Genomic DNA, 17,746 nt, shown 5'->3' on the forward strand with positions numbered 1-17,746 from the left:
CAGCCCCAACCCTCACCGTCATACCCCGCGAAAGCGGGGTATCCAGTACGCCGTGGCGCCGGTGGCGAAGGCGGGGTCTCTGGAATACTGGATCGCCCGCCCCAGTGCGCAAGTGCGCACAAGGCGGGCGATGACAGCTGAGCGCTCAGAAAAACGCCTGAATGCCCGTGATCGCGCGGCCCAGGATCAGGGCGTGGACGTCGTGGGTGCCCTCGTAGGTGTTGACGGTCTCGAGGTTATGGACGTGGCGCATCACGTGGTACTCGATCGAGATGCCGTTGCCGCCGTGCATGTCACGGGCGACGCGGGCGATGTCGAGCGCCTTGCCGCAATTGTTGCGCTTCATGATCGAGATCATCTCGGGTGCGAACTTGCCCTCGTCCATCAGGCGGCCGACGCGAAGCGAGCCCTGGAGGCCGAGCGCGATCTCGGTCTCCATGTCAGCGAGCTTCTTCTGCACCAGTTGGGTCGCAGCGAGCGGCCTGCCGAACTGCTTGCGGTCGAGCGTGTATTGGCGGGCACGGTGCATGCAGTCCTCGGCCGCGCCAAGCGCGCCCCAGGAGATGCCGTAGCGGGCGCGATTGAGGCAGCCGAACGGGCCCTTGAGCCCGGAGACGTTGGGCAGCAGCGCATCCTCTGGAACCACGACGCCGTCCATCACGACCTCACCGGTGATGGAGGCGCGAAGCGACAGCTTGCCGCCGATCTTCGGCGCGGACAGGCCCTTCATGCCCTTCTCCAGCACGAAGCCGCGGATCTGGTTGTCGTGCGCGGCCGACTTGGCCCAGACCACGAACACGTCGGCGATTGGCGCGTTGGAGATCCACATCTTGCTGCCGGTCAGGCGATAGCCGTCCGAGACCTTTTCGGCGCGGGTCTTCATCCCGCCCGGGTCGGAGCCGGCGTCGGGCTCGGTGAGGCCGAAGCAGCCGACCCACTCGCCGCTGGCGAGCTTCGGCAGGTACTTCTTGCGCTGGTTGTCGTCGCCATAAGCGTAGATCGGATACATCACCAGCGAGGACTGCACCGAGTTCATCGAGCGGTAGCCGGAATCGACCCGCTCGATTTCGCGCGCGACCAAGCCATAGGCGACGTAGCTCGCATTGGCGCAGCCATATTCTTCCGGCAGCGTGATGCCGATCAGGCCGAGCTCGCCCATCTCGTTGAAGATCTCGCGATCCGTCGTCTCTTCGAGATAGGCCTTGGTGATGCGCGGCAGCAGCTTGTCCTGGGCGTAGGCGCGGGCGGTGTCGCGCACCATGCGTTCGTCTTCGGTAAGCTGCTCGTCGAGCAGGAACGGATCGTCCCACTGGAAAGAAGCCGCAGCCGGCTTGTCCTTGGCCTGAGGGCGCACGCTCATGAAACGTCCTTTCGCATCTGGTTCCGTCAAAATTTGCCCGACAAACTAAAGCGCCGCGGCAACAAGTGCAATTGCATCCTGGTTTCGGTCATTCCGGGGGCGCACGCAGCGCGAACCCGGAACGGCGATCTCAGGTATCGAGCTGTTCGTTCGCGACGATCTCGATGCCGAAGCCCGACAATCCCTTGTAGTCGTGCACCGACGAGGTGAGATGGCGGATCGAGCTGACGCCGAGATCACGCAAGATCTGCGCGCCGACGCCGACCTCGCGCCACTGGCGGTTGCGGTCGGCTTCCGTCGACGTCTCATCCGGTAGCGGCGCCACGGGGACACCGGCCGCGCCGTCGCGCAGATAAACCAGCACGCCACGGCCGGACTTCTTGAACTGCTCGAGCACCGCCGCCATGCGCTTGTGGCCGGTAAAGGTGTCCTTGACGATGTTCGGCTTGTGGAAGCGCGTCAGCACGTTCTTGCCGTCGCCGACGCCGTTATAGACGAAGGCGACGTGGGCGATGGAATCGAACGGTGAGCGGTAGGCGTAGCCCTGAAGCGGCCCGATCGGGCTTTCGGTGACGAAGGTCGAGACCCGCTCGATCAGCTTTTCGCGCGCTTGGCGATAAGCGATCATGTCCGCAATGGTGACATGCTTCAACTTGTGCTGGGCAGCAAAGCGAGCGACCTGCTCGCCCTTCATCACGCTGCCGTCGTCGTTCATCAATTCGCTGATGACGCCGACCGGCGGCAGACCTGACAGCTTGCAGAGGTCGACCGCGGCCTCGGTATGGCCGGAGCGCAGCAGCACGCCGCCGTCCTTGGCGATCAACGGGAAGATGTGGCCGGGCCGGGCGAAATCGTTGGCGCCGGCATTGGGATTGGACAGCGCGCGGCAGCAGGAAGCGCGCTCCTCGGCCGAGATGCCGGTGCCGCCGTCGGGCTTGTAGTCGATCGACACCGTGAACGCGGTGGTGTGGGCGGAATCATTGTGGGCGACCATCGGGTCGAGCCGCAGCCGGCGCGCGTCTTCGGTCGTGATCGGCGCGCAGACGATGCCGGAGGTATGGCGGATGATGAAGGCCATCTTCTCGGCCGTGCAGAACGAGGCCGCGACGATGAGATCGCCCTCGCCCTCGCGATCCTCGTCATCGGTCACGACAACGAGCTCGCCCCGGGCAAAGGCCTGCAAAACTTCCTGAACGGTATCGGGCATTTCCCAATCTCTATCGGTTATGGGCCGGAGGCTTAGCTGGACTTACGCCCGAGCGCTAGTGTCCTGGACGCAACCGCATATGCCCGGGGGCAGTCTCCGGGCAGGCTTTCAGGCTTGCACCGAACATACCAGCGATATAGGCGCGGATGTCTCCGGCGGAAGACGGCCGGCGGCTGTCAGGGCAGCACTTCGCGCCGCTCGCTCAGCCGCTGATCAAGCTCGGCGCGCTTGTCCGCCAGCAGGCCGGCCTGGGCGGCTTCGATCACCGTAAACAGCTCGTGGGCATCGCTGAGCCGGGTCACGGTGACATAGCTGGCGCCGGCCTCGTAGAGTTCGCCGACGTCGGACAACAGGTCGGCGGTCGCCACGATCAGGGCGTTCGGGTTGAGGTTTCGCACGTGGCGGATCAGCTTCTCGTTGCTGGCGCCCTTCAGCAAAGCATCCGGCACGCTCAGGATGATCATCTCGGACTTGCCGATCCCGGCATGGAGCAGCGTGTCGACATTGCTGATGTCGCCATAGATCACGTGCAAGCCGCGCGAAAGCAGGGTCTGGTACACATTGGGGTTGAAGTCGACCACCGTGATCTGCTCCAGCAGCAGCGGGTTCTGCCGCTCGATCTCGGCGAGCAGCGCGCTCGCCGCACGAAAAAAGCCCAGGATGACGATGCGACGGGCCTCGCCATGGCCGCCCTCGTCCCCCTCCTCCCCATGGCCGTTACCATGATCGAGGTCGCGTAGGCCGATCCGCTTCAGGGGGCCGATCGCCCAGCGCGTGATCTCGTCGCTGCGCGTCATCGCGAAAGTCGAGAGCACGGCCAGCACCACGAAGGCGAAGGAAGTTGCATTCGCCGTATCGGCCGCGATGTGATTATCGATGACGCCGGTCTGGATCACCACAAGCGAGAATTCGGAGATCTGCGCCAGGTTGATCGCCGGCAACAGACTGGCGCGCAGGCCCTGCTTCAGCAGATAGAGCGGGATGAAGGTGGTGACGAGGCGGCTTACCACCGTAAACGCCGCGATCATCAGCGCGAGCCCGATCACCGAGAGGCCGGGCACCGGAATGGTCATGCCGAGCGCCACGAAGAACAACGTAATGAAGAAGTCGCGTAGCGTGGTGACCTTGGCGGTGACGTCGAGCGCATAGGGGAAGGTCGAGAGCGAGACGCCGGCGATCAGCGCCCCCATCTCGCGCGACAGCGAGAGCTGCTCGGCGGTTTCAGCGACGAGAAAGCACCAAGCGAGCGCGCCGAGCAGGATCAGCTCGGGACGGCGGGCGATCTGGTGAAACAGCCGCGGCAGCACGTAGCGGCTGACCAGCAGCGCGGCCGCGACCAGCACCGCGACGCGGCCGATCGAGAGCAGGACGACACTGATTTGCAGATTGGCAAGGCTCGGCTGCACCGCCAGGAAAAGAATGGCGAAGATGTCCTGGAGCACCAATACGCCGAGCGTGACGCGACCGGGCAGCGTGTCGAGCTCACGCTTCTCGTAGAGCACTTTGACGATGATGACGGTGCTCGACAGCGCGCAGGCGACGCAGAGATAGAGCGCATCGAAATGGCCACCGCCGAGCGACAGGCCTAGGCCTGCGAAGAATAGAATGCCGAGCAGGCAGCCGCCGAGCAGCTGGCCGCCGGCCGCGAACAGGATGACCTTTCCCGCCCGCACGATCTTCTTCAGGTCGATCTCCAGGCCGATCATGAACAGCATGAAGATCAGGCCGAGCTCGGAGATAACGCTGATCGATTCCTGCGACTTGACCCAGCCGGCGCCGAATGGACCAATGCAGAAGCCGGCGATAAGGTAGGCCAGGATCAACGGCTGCCGGAAGAAATGGGCGAGCAGGCCCAGCATCCAGGCAAACAGGATACAGAGAGTGATGTCGCGAATGAGCTCGTGCATGCCAGATGGGTCCGTTTCGCCGCACCCTAGAGACCGGGTGCAGCGCGGCAAGCGAGCAATTCGTCACATGCTGATGGGGCTCGCCGTTGCAACGCTGCTATGCCCGCTCGCATCGGCCCTGCCAGCGCTCGCGCAGCCCAAGGTCAATATCGAACAAAATTTTGCCGATTCGCTCACCGCGATGCCGAAGGAGGACCTCGGCGTCTCCGGTGGCTTCTACGTGCCGGCCTATTCCAGTGTCGCGATGAGCCAGGGCAAGCTGCGCGTCGACTTTTCGGTGACGCTGAGCGTTCACAACGCTTCGGAAACCCAACCGCTGGTGGTCAAGCGCATCGCCTATTTCGACACCGCAGGCAAGCAGGTCGAGAGCTATCTGAAGGCACCGGTCGCGCTCAAGCCGCTCGCCACCGTTTCGATCTTCATTCCGACCGACGACGTGCGCGGCGGGACCGGGGCTAATTTCATCGTCGACTGGGCGGCCACGGGCGAGATCGCGGAGCCGGCGGTCGAAGCCTTGATGGTTGGCGGCGTCGCCAATGCGCATTACGCTTTCATGAGCCAGGGACGCTCGACCCGGACCGTCGGCAAGAAGTAAAGCAGGCCGGCGCAAAGCCGGCCGCTCAACAAGACAAGACAAGAAACGAGGAACGCCCCATGACGTCCAGCTTCGATTTCACGCCCCTGTTTCCCGCAGGGCTGCCGGCCCCTTCTGCGCGCTGGACGGGCCTCGCCAAATACAGTTTCGTCGGCGGTAATAATGACTCCGAGCAGGTGCCGCTCGACGACCTGATCGAGGCGGCTAATCTGGCGCTGCAACGCGAGGGCCGGTCGCTCGCCACTTACGGATTGGCGCACGGCCCACAGGGCCATTTGCCCTTGCGCGAATTCCTCGTCACCAAACTGAAGCGCGATGCCGGCATCAACTGCAAGGTCGACGATCTCATGATCGTCTCCGGCTCGCTTCAGGCGCTCGACCTCGTCAATGCCGCGTTGCTGGCGCGCGGCGACACCGTGATCGTCGAGCAGGAGACGTATCAGGGATCGCTGCAACGGCTGACGCGTCTCGGCGTCGACGCGGTCGGTATTCCCCTCGATGGCGACGGCATGCGCATGGACGTGCTGGCCACGACGCTGGCCGAGCTGAAGAAGCGCGGCGTCCGGCCGAAATACATCTACACCATCCCCACGGTGCAGAACCCGACCGGCAGCATCATGCCGGAAAACCGCCGCGCCGAATTGCTGCGGTTGTCGGTCGAATATGGCGCGCCTGTATTCGAGGACGATTGCTATGCCGACCTGGTCTGGTCGGGACAGCGGCCGCCCGCGATCCACGCGATGAGCCCGAATGGCGGGGTGATTCATATCGGCTCGTTCTCCAAATCGATCGCACCGGCGCTGCGCGTCGGCTTCATCGTCGCGCCTTGGGATGTGATGTCGCGGATGCTGGCGCTGAAGACGGATGCCGGCTCCGGCGCGCTGGAGCAGATGGTGCTTGCCACCTATTGCCGGCCCCATTTCGCGAGCCACGTGCCAGCACTGACCAAAGCGCTGCGCACCAAGCTCGATACGCTGATGGAGGCGATAAACGAGCAGTTCGGGACGGCCGCCGAATTCGAGGAGCCCAAGGGCGGCATCTTCCTGTGGGTGAAGCTGCCCGACCAGGTCGATACGCTCAAACTCTATCAGGCCGCGCTTGCCGCCGGCGTCTCGATCAATCCGGGGCCGGAATGGTCGACCAACAAGGGCTATTCCGGCTCACGCCTGCGGCTATGCTTTGCAAGCCCGACACATCAGCAGATCCGTGAGGGCATTGCTGTACTGGCCGAGGTCTGCCGCAAGGAGTTCGGCGTGCCGACCCGAAGCGCCAATATCGAGAAGGCGCGGGCCTGACGCCGCGCATCAGGCGCCTGCTGGACGATCGGAGAGAGAATGCTAGACTTCCGTCTCGATCGAGGCGGGGCTTGCCAGAACATGATGCGTTGTCTGAGCCGCTGGATCACGGCTGCGCTGCTGTGGGTTGCGTTGGCGTCCCTGGCTCACGCCGAGACGCTTGCTGCGACAGTGGAGCAATGGGGACTGCTCGGCTCATGGTCGGTCGACTGCGCACTGCCGCCCGACCGCGACAAGGGTGCGCTGCTGATGTACGAAATCAGCAAGGACGGCCGGGTGATGTACCGGCGCAATTTTGGAGAAGCCAAGGACGAGAGCGAGGTCGTGTCCGCCACGGTCAACGCGGAAGGCTTGCTCAATCTCATGGTGTTCTTCCCATCGCTGCATCAGACACGCGAGTTCGGACTGATGTTGCAGAAGGACGGCAGCCTGCGCGCGATCTACAATCGCAGTGAGCGCGGCGAGTACACGATCAGGGACGGCAAATACGTCAAGACCGGCGCACCGACACCTGCGCAGCAACGCTGCGATTAACCACCCTGAACATCCATTCAGAATTCTCTCGTATTTCCTCCGGAACGATCGCACGCATGCGCCGTTCTCCTGTGCAATTGAACTGGAGGAGGACATCATGAAGAAGTTTGCTTATGTGGTTGCAGCTCTCGGCGCACTGGCGATCGTTGCACCGACGATGGCGAGTGCTGAGACGGTGGTGATCAAGGGCGGTCATCACGGCGGTTACGGCGCCCGCGCCGAAATGCGCGAGCATCGTGACAATGGCTGGCATCGTGGCTGGCACCATCACGACCGTGTCGTCGTGGTCAAGCGTGGCCATCACCACATGGACTAATGCGCAACGCAAAATGGAAATGGCCCCTCCCGGGGCCATTTCTTTGCGTTCGAAAAGCGCTTTGGGGAGACTAATCCCACGCCGGCGCAAAACCGGGATTGACGCAGCGCTTGTCTTTCGGCAGCGCGGCGATCTTCTTGCGGTCGGCCTCGTCGAGCGTGATCTTCAGCGCGTCAAGATTGGCCTGCTGGCTTTCGCGGCGCGACGCCTTCGGGATTGCGGCGACGCCGTTCTGGTCGAGCAACCATTTCAGCGCCACCTGCGCCGCACTCGCGTTGTGCTTGGCGCCGATCTCAGCGAGCACCGGATCGGATGCAACGCGTCCCTGCGCGAGCGGGCAGTAGGCGACCAGCGGGATCGACTTGGCGGTGAGATAGGCCAAAACCTTCGATTGATCGAGCATCGCGTGATATTCGATCTGGTTGCAGGCGATCGGCGCCTTGATGTCCTCGACCACGGTCTTGAGCAGCGCGGTGGTGAAATTGGCGACGCCAATCGCTCGCGTGCGCCCTTCCTGCTTCAATTTCATCAAGGTCTCGAACACCGCGCCCCAGTTCGCCGACTTCGACGGCCAGTGCACGAGATAGAGGTCGACGTGGTCAAGCCTGAGCTTGTTCAAGCTCGTATCGAAGGCGCGGCGGATCGCGTCCGGCGCCAAATTCTCGTGCCAGACCTTTGTCGTGACGTGTAGCTCACCCCGCGGCACGCCTGCCGTGGCGAGGGCAGCGCCGATCGCTTCCTCATTGGCATACATTTCGGCGGTGTCGATGTGGCGATAGCCGATCGACAGCGCGCTCTCGACCGCGCCTCGGCAGGCATCGCCCTGCATGCGGAAGGTGCCGAGGCCGAGCTTGGGCATGCTGATGCCCTGTGTTTTCAAATTGTCCATGAATAGGCTCCTGACGTATTTCAGCCCGCCAGACGCGCGGCAAGGCCGCGACAACAGACTCTTGGTGATGGGAAAGAGGTGGCGGGAAAGACCACCATAGCGCGGGAGCCGTCGGGTGGCCAATCAAGATCGGGTTAGCGCCCCTCACGAATGCTGCGCCACCACGGCCGGGCGTGTCTGCGGCCGCGGCACGATGTCAACCGACCAGAGGTCGCGGTTGTCGACGTCCTTCAGCGTCACGGTCATTACGCCGGTGCGGCCGTCGATGTCGACCTTGCCAAAGAATTGCAATCCGAAACAGGGCGCGAGGTTCTCGCCCTGGGCTTCGCTACAGCCGTTTTGGTACATCGCGACCGGGCCAAAAGTGTCGTCGAGCTCGCCTGGGCCCCAGGTGCCGGCATGCAGCGGGCCGGAGACAAACTCCCAGAACGGCTCAAAATCCTGGAATTGAGCTTTGTTGGGGTCGTAGTAGTGCGCGGCGGTGTAATGCATGTCGGCTGTGAGCCAGACGACGTTGCGGACACCCGCACGCTTGATCGAGCCGAGCAGATCGGCGATCTCATGTTCACGCCGGTCGGGCGGACCGTCACCGAGTGCGACTGCATCGAGACTGACCAGGCCGATCGGCAGGTCGGCCGCGATTACCTTCCAGGTCGCGTGCGAGGCGGCCAGCTCCCGCTTCAGCCAGGCGAGCTGTTCGGCACCCAGAATCCAGCCGCGATGGTCGTCGCCCTTGTTCCAGCTGTCGTCGCGATAGCTGCGCATGTCGACCATGAAGACGTCGAGCATTGGGCCATAAGCGATCTTGCGGTAGACCCGACCTTGCCGCGCGCCGATGTCGCGGATCGGCATGAAGTCGAAGAAGGCGCGACGGGCGCGCGCGACCAGGCGCGGGGTGCCGTTGTCCTCATAGCCGGAATCGTCATAGCTGCCGGTCGGCGACCAGTCGTTGGTGACCTCATGGTCGTCCCATTGCGCGAACATCGGCACGTGCGCGTGGAAGGCGCGGAAATTCTCGTCGAGATGGTTGTATTTGTAGTTGCCGCGGAACTGCGCCAGCGTGTGCGCGACCTGCGCCTTGTCCTCGGTCACCAGATTGCGCCAGGTCTCGCCGTTCGGCAGCTTCTGCTCCGCAGGAATCGTGCAATCGGCGTAGATGTGATCGCCGGAGTGGACGAAAAAGTCCGGGCGGTTGTCGAGCATGGTGCGATAGCTGCGATAGCCGCCGCGCGATGTGTCGATGCCCCAGCCCTGCCCCGCGGTGTCGCCGGACCACAGGAACGAGATCGACTGGCCCTCGGCGGACGCGGTGCGGAAGTGGCCGACGCGGCTTTCGCCGGCGATGCCGGTCGCGATGTCGTCGAAGCGGACGCGATAGAAGATGTCCTGCCCGGGCGGCAGATCGTTCAGCAGCAGCTTTGATGTGAAGTCGGCATCCGGCAACGCATCGCCGGATGCTGCCGCAATGATCGTCCTGAAGCTTTCGACGGTCGAGCATTCCACTTGCATCCGCGCCGGCCGGTCGGCGCGAGCCCAGACCATGGCGGAGCCATCCGACACGTCGCCGGACTGAATGCCGCCGGCGATCTGCGGGCGGTCGGCGGCGCGGCTAAGGTGCGGCTTTGCGAGCGTGGCGATGACGAGAGAAGACGTGGAGCGGACCAGGAATTGCCGTCAGGTCCATGCGCGCGGGGCGCGGAGCGTTGCCATTCAGGAAACCTTCGTCGAATCGCGACGGAAGGTGCCTGCGCCGTTTGACTCCTGGCTTACGGTTTCTTGACTCCCCGCCTACGGTTTTGCGACGCGGAGATGACGGCTTCAGACCAGACTATCGCTGCCAGTTGCAGATGCCGCCCGTGCGGCACGGCCAGGTCTGGATGCGGGTGTCTCTCGCCTGAGCATCCAGCGGATTGCCGTGACGATGCGCGAGCTTGGCGCGGGCTGCGCCGCGCGGCTGCGCCGGCCTCGACTGCGCGACTTTCGGCTCCGATACATGCACGTGTTCGGCCGCGACCTTCTTCGGCACGTCGACCGGCTCGACGCGCGCCTGCGCGTCGTTGCCACCCTTGGCCTCTAACGCGACCGGTGCAAATTGGGTCTCGGGCCCCAGCCGTTTCGGCGACAGCACCGCCTTGGAGAGATCGAGACCAAGATATTCGTCGGGCTTGTAGTCGTCAGCACGCGCGATACCGCCCCATGCGAGCACGAGGGCAGCGGCAACAGCAAAATGAACGCTCTTCAGGACCACGGACGCCTCCTGAAATTGATTATTTAAGAGGTAATTTACCTCTATTTAGGAGGCGTCGCGCGCAATTCCAGCGGTCAACTGCCGCCGTGGTTAAGAAGTATGGCGGTGTCAGGCGACCTTTCTTGCTGTTCCCGTTCCCTCCAGGAACCCCATCAGCCGGCTGCGGATGATTTGTTCCGCCTCACCCATGATGCGATCGACGAGTTCCTTGCAGGAGGGGATGTCGTGGATGAGGCCTGCGACCATGCCACAGCTCCAGGCGCCGGCGTCCATCTGCCCGTCCAGCATGACCTTGGGATAGACACCCGCGACCTGATCGTGGATGTCGTCGATCGTCAGCTTGTCGCCCTTGGCATGCTCGATCTCGAGCAAGCGGTCGACATTGGCGTTCTTCAGCACGCGCTCGGTATTGCGTAGTGCGCGCATGATCAAGCGGGTATCGAGCTCGGTCGCCGCGACCAGCGCGTTCTTCACGTTCTGATGCACCGGCGCTTCCTTGGTGGCGATGAAGCGCGTGCCCATGTTCATGCCGGCTGCGCCCAGCGACAGGGCTGCTACGAGGCTGCGCCCATCGGCCATACCGCCGGAGGCCACGAACGGGATCTTCAATTCCTCCGCCGCGCGCGGCAGCAGAATCATGTTGGGAATGTCGTCCTCGCCGGGATGCCCGCCGCACTCGAAGCCGTCGACGCTGACGGCGTCGCAACCAATCCGCTCGGCCTTTAGCGAGTGGCGGACCGAGGTGCATTTGTGGATGACCTTGATGCCGGCCGCCTTCAGTGCCGGCATGTATTGTTCCGGGCTGCGGCCGGCGGTCTCCACGGACTTGACGCCACCCTCGACGATGGCGGCGATGTATTCCGGATAAGGCGGCGCCGCGAAGGTCGGCAGGAAGGTGAGGTTCACGCCGAACGGCTTGTCGGTCATGTCGCGGCAGCGCGCGATTTCCTTGGCGAGCAGCTCCGGCGTCTTTTGCGTAAGACCCGTGATGATGCCGAGACCGCCGGCATTGGAGACGGCGGCGGCCAACTCGGCAAAGCCGACGAAATGCATGCCGCCCTGGATGATGGGGTGCTCGATGCCGAACAGTTCGGTGATCGCGGTCTTCACTTAAGTTACCTCCCGGAATTTTGTTTGGTGTTGGGAACAGTCTAGCCGGACTTTTGCGCCGCGGTCACCACTTCTCTCCGAACGGCCGGATCTCCAGCTCGAACGTCCATGCGCTCTTCGGCTGCTGATAAAGCTGCCAATAGGAGTCAGCTACCGCCGACGGCGGCATCAGCAGATCGGGATTGTCGAGTGCGCTCGGGCCGAGCGCCTCGAGCCGGCGCTGCCGCACCCATTCGGTGTCGACGCCGGAATCGATGATGAGGTGGGCAACGTGGATGTTCTTCGGTCCGAGCTCGCGCGCCATCGCCTGCGCCACCGCGCGAAGTCCAAATTTTGCGCTGGCAAAGGCGGCAAAGCCGCTGCCGCCGCGCAAGGACGCGGTCGCGCCGGTGAAGAAGATCTTGCCGCCGCCGTGCGGCAGCATCAGCCGCGCCGCCTCGCGGCCGGCGAGGAAGCCGGAATAGCAGGCCATCTCCCACACTTTGCGGAACACGCGCTCGGTGGTGTCGAGGACGGGGAAATTGACGTTGGCGCCGACGTTGAAAATGCAGACCTCGAGCGGCGCGTGCTTGTCGGCGTCGTTGAGGAAGGAGATGACCTCGTCCTCTTTCCGCGCATCGAGCGATCGTGCGTGGATCTCGCCGCCCGCCGCTTCAATGTCCTTCACCAGCGGCGCCAGCTTGTCGCCGTTGCGGCGACCGGCGAAGATCGAAAAACCTTCGGCAGCGAATTTCTTGGCAATCTCGGAGCCGATGAAATCGCCGGCCCCAATCACGGCCGCTGTCGCGTTTCGCTTGGGCAAGGTCGCCTCCTCCGGTGAGAGCATATGATTGAGCGGAGGCTATAGTTCTAAAATAGAACTGTCAAACTTTGCAGCTGAATGCTAGGCTTCACTGCAAATAACGTTGATCATTCAAGTCAGTTCCTTTTTCTGACTTACTCAGCTCGCGCCGGAGACCGGATCATGAAATGGGACACGCTGGACGAAGAGCCCTGCTCGCTCTCCCGCACCGTCGCCGTGGTCGGCGACCGCTGGACGCTGCTGATCCTGCGCGAGTGCTTTTTGCGCGTGCGCCGGTTCGAGGGATTTCAAATCTTCGCTCCAGATCACGCGGCACCTGCTCTCGGAGCGGCTGAAGAAGCTGGTCCGCTTCGGCATCCTGCGCCGCGTCCCCTATTCCGAGTCGCCGAAGCGCTACGAATACATCCTGACGCAAAAGGGGCTCGACCTCTACCCGATCATCATGGCGATGGTGCATTGGGGCGACGCCCACATGGGCGACGAACGCGGCCGCCCGCTACTGCATGAGCACAAGAACTGCGGCAAGCTGTTCGATCCCGTGATGGTGTGCTCGGAATGCGGCGAAGCGCTGCATGCCAAGCAGGTGCATGTGCATGCGGGACCTGGACGAAGGGAGATGGCGGGGTGAGCCCCAATGTCGTCCTGGCGAAAGCCAGGACGACGATAAGAGGCGACGATAAGGAGGCAACGCTGCCTCCCTGCTCATCGGATCTCCTGCCGTACCAAACGCTACGCGAAGGGAACGCCGTAATAGGTGTTGATGCCGCGCACAGTTGCGTCGTCACCCCAATTCCACTCGCTCTGCTCGCGATATTTCGGCGCGCCTTGCAGCTCCTTGGTCGTAATCCCCGTGACATAACCGCCGAGCTCGGTGTCGTATTTCAACGACTGCCAGGGCAACGGATAGTGATCATTGCCGACGCCCAAGAATCCGCCGAACCCAAGCACGGCGTACGACACCCTGCCGCTCGTCTTGTCGATCATCACGCGCTCGATCGAACCGATCTTGTTGCGATCTGCGCCATAGACCGATGTTCCCTCGACCTTGTCGCTGCCGATTAACCGGCCCATTTCGTTCCGATCCAGCTCGCCTTGATTCAACATTTGAATTCTCCCTCGCGGCCAATGCCTAGACCAACCGGATAAATGGATGATCGTTCCTGTGTGCTGTTCCAGCCGGAAGCACGCCCCCACCAAACCGCTCAGGCCGAACGATCCGGCGGAACCAAGCGTTTGGAACAACAGTATCGGCGCCGTGTTGGTCGGCGCAAACTTCACGCGGCCCTATCGGCTGCGCCAATCCGGAGGGACCGAACCATGAAACGAACCATCATCGCCTTTGCTTGCGTACTGCTCGCAGGCCCCGCCCTCGCTCAGTCGCTCGGTGAGAAGACCGGCATCAACTCGACGCTCGGTGTTACGCCGACCACGGCCGATTTCGTGAAGGAGGTCGCCGTCAGCGATATGTTCGAGATCGAATCGAGCAAGCTCGCCGAGCAGAAGGGTAACGCGCAGGAAAAATCCTTCGCGCAGCAAATGGTGACTGACCACACCAAGACCAGCAGCGAATTAAAGGCCCTCGTCGGCTACGGCAAGGTGCAGGCAACGCTGCCGGCGGCGCTGGACAGCTCACACCAGAGCAAGCTCGACAAGCTCAAGGGCGCGACGGGTAAGGATTTCAGCTCGGACTTCGATTCCTACCAGACCAGCGCGCACGAGGACGCGGTCTCGCTGTTCGAGCGCTACGCCAAGGGCGGCGATAATGCCGCATTGAAGGACTGGGCCGGCAAGACGCTACCTGCACTGCGCCACCACCTCGAGATGGCACAGGAGCTCGGCAAGGCGCCGAGCGTTGGACCGTCCAAGTAAGCAATTGATGGGCATGCCGGCCCCGCCGCGAGCGCAAAGCTCGCGGCTTCGCGGGCATTTTCAACAGCGCGAGGAAACACGGTCATGGCCGAGCAGAACTTGATCGATCCCATCAGCCGCTATCCGAAGCCGCCGTTCAAGAAGCAATCGCAGCCTTGGCCGGGCCTCGCCGGCAAGATGGAGCCGCCGCCGGATCATGGCGAGACCAGCTACAAGGGCTCCGGCCGCTTGGCCGGCCGCAAGGCGCTGATCACTGGCGGTGATTCCGGCATGGGCCGCGCTGCCGCGATTGCCTATGCGCGCGAAGGCGCCGATGTCGTCATCAATTATCTGCCCGCGGAGGAGTCCGACGCGCAGGAGGTGATCGCTCTGATCAAGAAGGAGGGCCGCACCGGAATCGCGACCCCCGGCGACCTCAAGGATGAGGCCTTTTGCAAAAAGCTTGTCGAGCAAGCTGTGCAGGCCCTCGGCGGCCTCGACATCATCGTCAACAACGCGGCGCGGCAGCAGACGCGGGCCTCAGTTCTCGATGTTTCTTCGGAAGATTTCGACGCAACGATGAAGACGAATATCTACGCACCGTTCTGGATTATCAAAGCGGCGCTGCCGCATTTGAAACCCGGGTCCTGCATCATCGGCACGACCTCCGAGCAGGCCTACGATCCGTCGCCCGATCTCTACGACTATGCGCAGACCAAGGCTGCGACGATGAATTACGTAAAATCGCTGGCGAAGCAACTCGCCTCGAAAGGTATCCGCGTCAATGGTGTCGCGCCGGGACCTATCTGGACGCCGCTCCAGGTCTCCGGCGGCGCCACAATGGAAAAACTCGAAAAATTCGGCGGGATGACGCCGTTCGGCCGTCCTGGTCAGCCCGCCGAGCTTGCCTCGATCTATGTGCAGCTAGCCGCGGCTGACGCCAGCTACGCGACGGGCCAGGTTTACGGCGCCGCCGGCGGATCGGGGCAGCCGTAGACGCCGACAAGGCCAACGCGTCAATTCAGGAACCTTCACTGGCGCGAGGCTTTACAAAACTGTCATGAAGCAGATCTTGCCGGCCTCAGAGCGATGGCGCTCGTAACAGTCAAGCCCACGCGAATGGATACCGCGATCGCCGATGAGATCGCAGCTCATACCGATTACGAGCTTGAGGATGCCGCAGAGGCGGTAACTTGGGGCGCCGACGAACATGTGCTGCTGGCGCTGGCGGCAGCAGGTTGGCTCTATGTCCAGCTTCGCCAGCCGCAGGTCCGCCCTGTCGCAAATCACGTCCTGACGGTTTCGCTGATGACAGCGGTGTTACCGCATATTCTCAAATCGGTCGTCGACCAGACCAGGCCGGACCGGCTGACTGTTCGCGGCCATCGACATGGCGTTCCCATCTCAGGGCAGGCTCGCGACGCGTTTCCGTCCGGTCATGCCGTGCACATGGGCGCCCTCGCCTCAGCGGCCGGTCTGCTGCCGCCGGCGCCCCGCCGACTGGTGCGTTCCATTGCCGTCGCGCTTTCGCTGACGCGGATCGCGTTGCTTGCACATTGGGCGAGCGACGTGGTCGTGGGCTTCGCGCTTGGCGCCGTAGTCGAGAGACTTTTGCGACCATGGACGCTGGGCGAGCCGCGTGGCAAGCGCGCGAGGTCACGGACAAAGGCATGACCGAATATATCCTGCGCTTCATCGTCGGCGGCGCGATCGTTTCCGCCTTCGCAACCCTCGGCGACATGCTCAGGCCCAAGAGTTTCGCCGGACTTTTGGGTGCAGCGCCTTCGGTCGCGCTCGCCACGCTCGGCATTGCCCTTGTGCAGCACGGCCCCGGCTATGCCGCGGCCGAGAGCTGGACCATGATCTATGGCGCGGTCGCGCTCACCTGCTACAGCGTCGTCGTCTGCCACATCCTGATGAGATTGCGGCTTACGGCGCTGCCTGCCACCATTTTCGCCTTCGCCGCATGGCTCGCGGTCGCTTTCGGTCTGCTAGCCGGTTTCGGAGGCGCCTGATGCTGGTCAAGCTGTCTTTATCCACACTGAAGCAAACCCATTGGTACGAATTTGGCGTTCGCTTCGTGCTCGGCGGACTGGCCACGGTCTTGGCGGGAATCGTGGGTGCCTGCTTTGGTGTGTCCGCAGGCGGGCTCTTCCTCGCACTTCCCGCCATCTTCTGCGCCAGCGCAACACTGATCGAAAGCCACGAGCGCCGCGCCAAGGAGAAAGCCGGCCTTAGCGGCCGACGACGCGGGCAAGAGGCCGCAGCACTCGACGCGGCGGGCGCAGCCATGGGAAGCATTGGTCTTGCTGCTTTCGCCGCCGTCTTCTACGTCACCACCCCAATGAGCACCATCGGTGCATTTGCTGCCGCCGTCGTGGCCTGGACCGCCGCCTCGATGTCGACATGGTGGCTGAGGCGGAAGCTTCGCACCGTCTCCCGCCGCCCGCGACCCGGACGCCCTTTGCAATCAGCGAGGAGCCGCAGCTTCCTCGCGTAACATCAGGAAACCGTACATCTCGGCGGCAGCCTGAAGCTGCTCGATGCGCACGCCGACGGCGTCGCGCAGCTTGCCTTGTGGCAGGCGCGCCAGCTCATGTTCCAGCCGCAGCCTCTGCGCGTCGAGGCGTTGTTCGAATGTGTGGGGCTCAGACCGTCTTCGCATCTTCGATCCTCGGGGGTTGCAGACCTGGGCTGTTGGCCCAACGCTCGACTTGCTCAATCACCTTCTGATGGCTCGGTCGCACCGGCTTCGGTGCTTCGCGCTGCTCAGAAAGCTTGCGGGGTAACCTGACCTCGTCCGTCATGGTACGTCTCCCTTTCCCTCTGAAAATGCGCTTGCGCGGGAATAGTTTCAAGTCATAACGCATTGATTTTATTTGACTATCTTACTCAACTGACGTTTTTTTGGACTCCTGTGGAACTCTCGGCAAGTTGGCAAGTTTAGCAAATTACTCATCTTGCTAACTTTGCGTGAGCGACCATGAACGACCTTCGCGCCGAGCGACTTCAAGTCATGCTCTCACCGGAAGAGATGGCCGCAGTTGATGATTTCCGGTTCAAGCACCGCATGCCGACGCGCGCTGCGGCGGTTCGCGAACTCCTCAAATTCGGACTCGCAGCCGCAGGCATCGAAACGAGTATCAATCCTTCGGTAGGCGTCAAATCAAGCGAGTTTGGTGTCTTCGGCCGCGGTCCGGAGGGACATGCACCCGGAAAAGCCGAGGGCGACGCCGAGGATTGATTCCCGGTCTCTCACAAGCAAAACGACCCCGGCACAGGGGGGTGCCAGGGCCGTCCTTGGAGATTGCTTCCGAAGCACCGGGGGCATGACATCCGGAAGCAATCAGTCGACTCGTCGCGAGAAGATTCGTTCCTCGCGGAATTAGCCGCTCGGCGCGGCGCCGGAATCATCCGGCGTCATGCCGGAGCCGGGCGTCTTGCTGTTGTCGTTGAGCTTGGGATCGCGCGTCGCTTCACGCGAGGGCGAGCCCTTTCCCTCTGTCTTGTGGGCGGTCTGCGCGCGCTGCTTGTCGCGCGGCTGATCCTCTGCCTTTTTGTCCTTGACGATGCCGTGGTCGGAATGCGCCATGATGTCCTCTCGCCTCTCCTGATGTCTCGAAGCGCTTACGCAC

Annotated in this window: 22 protein-coding genes and 1 pseudogene; 11 read left to right on the plus strand and 12 right to left on the minus strand. The window is 62.9% G+C overall.

Annotated features, from left to right (window positions below):
* Positions 1-145: 145 nt before the first annotated feature.
* The 3 genes from UP06_RS13085 to UP06_RS13095 all read right to left on the minus strand — a co-directional run bounded on the left by UP06_RS13085 (position 146) and on the right by UP06_RS13095 (position 4,474).
* A complete protein-coding gene (locus tag UP06_RS13085; protein ID WP_045002984.1) occupies positions 146-1,360 on the minus strand; it encodes an acyl-CoA dehydrogenase in 1,215 nt (404 codons plus the stop codon).
* A 130-nt stretch (positions 1,361-1,490) separates the two neighbouring features.
* Positions 1,491-2,567, minus strand: coding sequence for a 3,4-dihydroxy-2-butanone-4-phosphate synthase (gene ribB, locus UP06_RS13090; RefSeq protein ID WP_045002985.1), 1,077 nt, complete (start codon positions 2,565-2,567; stop codon positions 1,491-1,493).
* A gap of 176 nt (positions 2,568-2,743) precedes the next feature.
* Positions 2,744-4,474, minus strand: a complete 1,731-nt coding sequence (locus tag UP06_RS13095) for a cation:proton antiporter domain-containing protein (RefSeq protein WP_045002986.1) — start codon at positions 4,472-4,474, stop codon at positions 2,744-2,746.
* A gap of 67 nt (positions 4,475-4,541) precedes the next feature.
* On the opposite strand from UP06_RS13095, the gene UP06_RS13100 reads away from it, so the two are divergent.
* The 4 genes from UP06_RS13100 (at position 4,542) to UP06_RS13115 (ending at position 7,214) form a co-directional block, all read left to right on the plus strand.
* On the plus strand, positions 4,542-5,069 hold the full coding sequence (locus UP06_RS13100; RefSeq protein ID WP_045002987.1) for a DUF3124 domain-containing protein: 528 nt from the start codon (positions 4,542-4,544) through the stop codon (positions 5,067-5,069).
* A gap of 59 nt (positions 5,070-5,128) precedes the next feature.
* A complete protein-coding gene (locus tag UP06_RS13105) occupies positions 5,129-6,364 on the plus strand; it encodes an aminotransferase-like domain-containing protein (protein WP_045002988.1) in 1,236 nt (411 codons plus the stop codon).
* Positions 6,365-6,445: 81 nt separating this feature from the next.
* Entirely contained in the window at positions 6,446-6,898 is a 453-nt protein-coding gene (locus UP06_RS13110; protein ID WP_045002989.1) for a hypothetical protein, read from the plus strand.
* A gap of 97 nt (positions 6,899-6,995) precedes the next feature.
* Positions 6,996-7,214, plus strand: a complete 219-nt coding sequence (locus tag UP06_RS13115; RefSeq protein ID WP_045002990.1) for a hypothetical protein — start codon at positions 6,996-6,998, stop codon at positions 7,212-7,214.
* Between the two features lie 70 nt (positions 7,215-7,284).
* Here the strand turns inward: UP06_RS13115 and UP06_RS13120 are convergent, their stop codons facing one another.
* From UP06_RS13120 to UP06_RS13140, 5 genes are all read right to left on the minus strand, one after another.
* Positions 7,285-8,103, minus strand: coding sequence for an aldo/keto reductase (locus tag UP06_RS13120; RefSeq protein ID WP_045002991.1), 819 nt, complete (start codon positions 8,101-8,103; stop codon positions 7,285-7,287).
* 144 nt (positions 8,104-8,247) lie between these two features.
* Positions 8,248-9,768, minus strand: a complete 1,521-nt coding sequence (locus UP06_RS13125; RefSeq protein WP_045002993.1) for an alkaline phosphatase D family protein — start codon at positions 9,766-9,768, stop codon at positions 8,248-8,250.
* A 163-nt stretch (positions 9,769-9,931) separates the two neighbouring features.
* Positions 9,932-10,351, minus strand: a complete 420-nt coding sequence (locus tag UP06_RS13130) for a hypothetical protein (RefSeq protein WP_045002994.1) — start codon at positions 10,349-10,351, stop codon at positions 9,932-9,934.
* Between the two features lie 108 nt (positions 10,352-10,459).
* Positions 10,460-11,461, minus strand: coding sequence for an NAD(P)H-dependent flavin oxidoreductase (locus UP06_RS13135; protein WP_045002995.1), 1,002 nt, complete (start codon positions 11,459-11,461; stop codon positions 10,460-10,462).
* A gap of 64 nt (positions 11,462-11,525) precedes the next feature.
* Complete coding sequence (locus UP06_RS13140; protein WP_045003060.1) at positions 11,526-12,263, minus strand: SDR family oxidoreductase; 738 nt, start codon at positions 12,261-12,263, stop codon at positions 11,526-11,528.
* Positions 12,264-12,425: 162 nt separating this feature from the next.
* Here UP06_RS13140 and UP06_RS13145 point away from each other — a divergent pair.
* Positions 12,426-12,891, plus strand: a pseudogene (locus tag UP06_RS13145) (winged helix-turn-helix transcriptional regulator).
* A gap of 101 nt (positions 12,892-12,992) precedes the next feature.
* Here UP06_RS13145 and UP06_RS13150 read toward each other — a convergent pair.
* Positions 12,993-13,367: a PRC-barrel domain-containing protein gene (locus tag UP06_RS13150; protein ID WP_045002996.1), complete on the minus strand. Its 375-nt coding sequence runs from the start codon at positions 13,365-13,367 to the stop codon at positions 12,993-12,995.
* Between the two features lie 213 nt (positions 13,368-13,580).
* Here UP06_RS13150 and UP06_RS13155 point away from each other — a divergent pair, with 213 nt between their 5' ends.
* The 5 genes from UP06_RS13155 to UP06_RS13175 all read left to right on the plus strand — a co-directional run bounded on the left by UP06_RS13155 (position 13,581) and on the right by UP06_RS13175 (position 16,611).
* Positions 13,581-14,132, plus strand: a complete 552-nt coding sequence (locus UP06_RS13155) for a DUF4142 domain-containing protein (protein WP_045002997.1) — start codon at positions 13,581-13,583, stop codon at positions 14,130-14,132.
* Positions 14,133-14,216: 84 nt separating this feature from the next.
* On the plus strand, positions 14,217-15,107 hold the full coding sequence (locus UP06_RS13160) for an SDR family oxidoreductase (RefSeq protein ID WP_045002998.1): 891 nt from the start codon (positions 14,217-14,219) through the stop codon (positions 15,105-15,107).
* 93 nt (positions 15,108-15,200) lie between these two features.
* Positions 15,201-15,785 carry a phosphatase PAP2 family protein gene (locus tag UP06_RS13165; RefSeq protein WP_045002999.1) on the plus strand — a complete coding sequence of 195 codons (585 nt, stop codon included), beginning with the start codon at positions 15,201-15,203 and terminating at the stop codon, positions 15,783-15,785.
* Positions 15,782-16,126: a DUF3147 family protein gene (locus UP06_RS13170; protein ID WP_045003000.1), complete on the plus strand. Its 345-nt coding sequence runs from the start codon at positions 15,782-15,784 to the stop codon at positions 16,124-16,126. The genes UP06_RS13165 and UP06_RS13170 overlap by 4 nt, the downstream gene beginning before the upstream one ends.
* The gene (locus UP06_RS13175) at positions 16,126-16,611 is read left to right on the plus strand and encodes a DUF3147 family protein (protein WP_045003001.1); all 486 of its coding nucleotides are present in this window, start codon (positions 16,126-16,128) and stop codon (positions 16,609-16,611) included. Before UP06_RS13170 ends, UP06_RS13175 begins: the two co-directional genes overlap by 1 nt.
* Here UP06_RS13175 and UP06_RS13180 read toward each other — a convergent pair.
* Together UP06_RS13180 and UP06_RS41470 are read right to left on the minus strand one after the other, a co-directional pair.
* Positions 16,582-16,776 (minus strand): hypothetical protein, encoded by a 195-nt coding sequence (locus UP06_RS13180; RefSeq protein WP_045003002.1) that lies wholly within the window; start codon positions 16,774-16,776, stop codon positions 16,582-16,584. The genes UP06_RS13175 and UP06_RS13180 overlap by 30 nt on opposite strands.
* The gene (locus UP06_RS41470; RefSeq protein WP_197087211.1) at positions 16,760-16,918 is read right to left on the minus strand and encodes a hypothetical protein; all 159 of its coding nucleotides are present in this window, start codon (positions 16,916-16,918) and stop codon (positions 16,760-16,762) included. Before UP06_RS41470 ends, UP06_RS13180 begins: the two co-directional genes overlap by 17 nt.
* 176 nt (positions 16,919-17,094) lie before the next feature.
* On the opposite strand from UP06_RS41470, the gene UP06_RS13190 reads away from it, so the two are divergent.
* Positions 17,095-17,355: a hypothetical protein gene (locus tag UP06_RS13190; protein WP_045003004.1), complete on the plus strand. Its 261-nt coding sequence runs from the start codon at positions 17,095-17,097 to the stop codon at positions 17,353-17,355.
* A gap of 141 nt (positions 17,356-17,496) precedes the next feature.
* Here UP06_RS13190 and UP06_RS13195 read toward each other — a convergent pair whose 3' ends face one another.
* Complete coding sequence (locus UP06_RS13195) at positions 17,497-17,703, minus strand: hypothetical protein (RefSeq protein ID WP_045003005.1); 207 nt, start codon at positions 17,701-17,703, stop codon at positions 17,497-17,499.
* Positions 17,704-17,746: the final 43 nt, after the last annotated feature.

This window comes from Bradyrhizobium sp. LTSP857, assembly GCF_000938285.1.
Lineage (GTDB): Bacteria > Pseudomonadota > Alphaproteobacteria > Rhizobiales > Xanthobacteraceae > Bradyrhizobium.

Coding starts and splice junctions, on each gene's coding strand:
- UP06_RS13165 (WP_045002999.1), top strand. CDS start 15,201: ATGGCGCTCGTAACAGTCAAGCCCACGCGAATGGATACCGCGATCGCC.
- UP06_RS13170 (WP_045003000.1), top strand. CDS start 15,782: ATGACCGAATATATCCTGCGCTTCATCGTCGGCGGCGCGATCGTTTCC.
- UP06_RS41470 (WP_197087211.1), bottom strand. CDS start 16,918: ATGACGGACGAGGTCAGGTTACCCCGCAAGCTTTCTGAGCAGCGCGAA.
- UP06_RS13115 (WP_045002990.1), top strand. CDS start 6,996: ATGAAGAAGTTTGCTTATGTGGTTGCAGCTCTCGGCGCACTGGCGATC.
- UP06_RS13180 (WP_045003002.1), bottom strand. CDS start 16,776: ATGCGAAGACGGTCTGAGCCCCACACATTCGAACAACGCCTCGACGCG.
- UP06_RS13155 (WP_045002997.1), top strand. CDS start 13,581: ATGAAACGAACCATCATCGCCTTTGCTTGCGTACTGCTCGCAGGCCCC.
- UP06_RS13100 (WP_045002987.1), top strand. CDS start 4,542: ATGCTGATGGGGCTCGCCGTTGCAACGCTGCTATGCCCGCTCGCATCG.
- ribB (WP_045002985.1), bottom strand. CDS start 2,567: ATGCCCGATACCGTTCAGGAAGTTTTGCAGGCCTTTGCCCGGGGCGAG.
- UP06_RS13195 (WP_045003005.1), bottom strand. CDS start 17,703: ATGGCGCATTCCGACCACGGCATCGTCAAGGACAAAAAGGCAGAGGAT.
- UP06_RS13190 (WP_045003004.1), top strand. CDS start 17,095: ATGAACGACCTTCGCGCCGAGCGACTTCAAGTCATGCTCTCACCGGAA.
- UP06_RS13105 (WP_045002988.1), top strand. CDS start 5,129: ATGACGTCCAGCTTCGATTTCACGCCCCTGTTTCCCGCAGGGCTGCCG.
- UP06_RS13085 (WP_045002984.1), bottom strand. CDS start 1,360: ATGAGCGTGCGCCCTCAGGCCAAGGACAAGCCGGCTGCGGCTTCTTTC.
- UP06_RS13095 (WP_045002986.1), bottom strand. CDS start 4,474: ATGCACGAGCTCATTCGCGACATCACTCTCTGTATCCTGTTTGCCTGG.
- UP06_RS13110 (WP_045002989.1), top strand. CDS start 6,446: ATGATGCGTTGTCTGAGCCGCTGGATCACGGCTGCGCTGCTGTGGGTT.
- UP06_RS13150 (WP_045002996.1), bottom strand. CDS start 13,367: ATGTTGAATCAAGGCGAGCTGGATCGGAACGAAATGGGCCGGTTAATC.
- UP06_RS13175 (WP_045003001.1), top strand. CDS start 16,126: ATGCTGGTCAAGCTGTCTTTATCCACACTGAAGCAAACCCATTGGTAC.
- UP06_RS13120 (WP_045002991.1), bottom strand. CDS start 8,103: ATGGACAATTTGAAAACACAGGGCATCAGCATGCCCAAGCTCGGCCTC.
- UP06_RS13160 (WP_045002998.1), top strand. CDS start 14,217: ATGGCCGAGCAGAACTTGATCGATCCCATCAGCCGCTATCCGAAGCCG.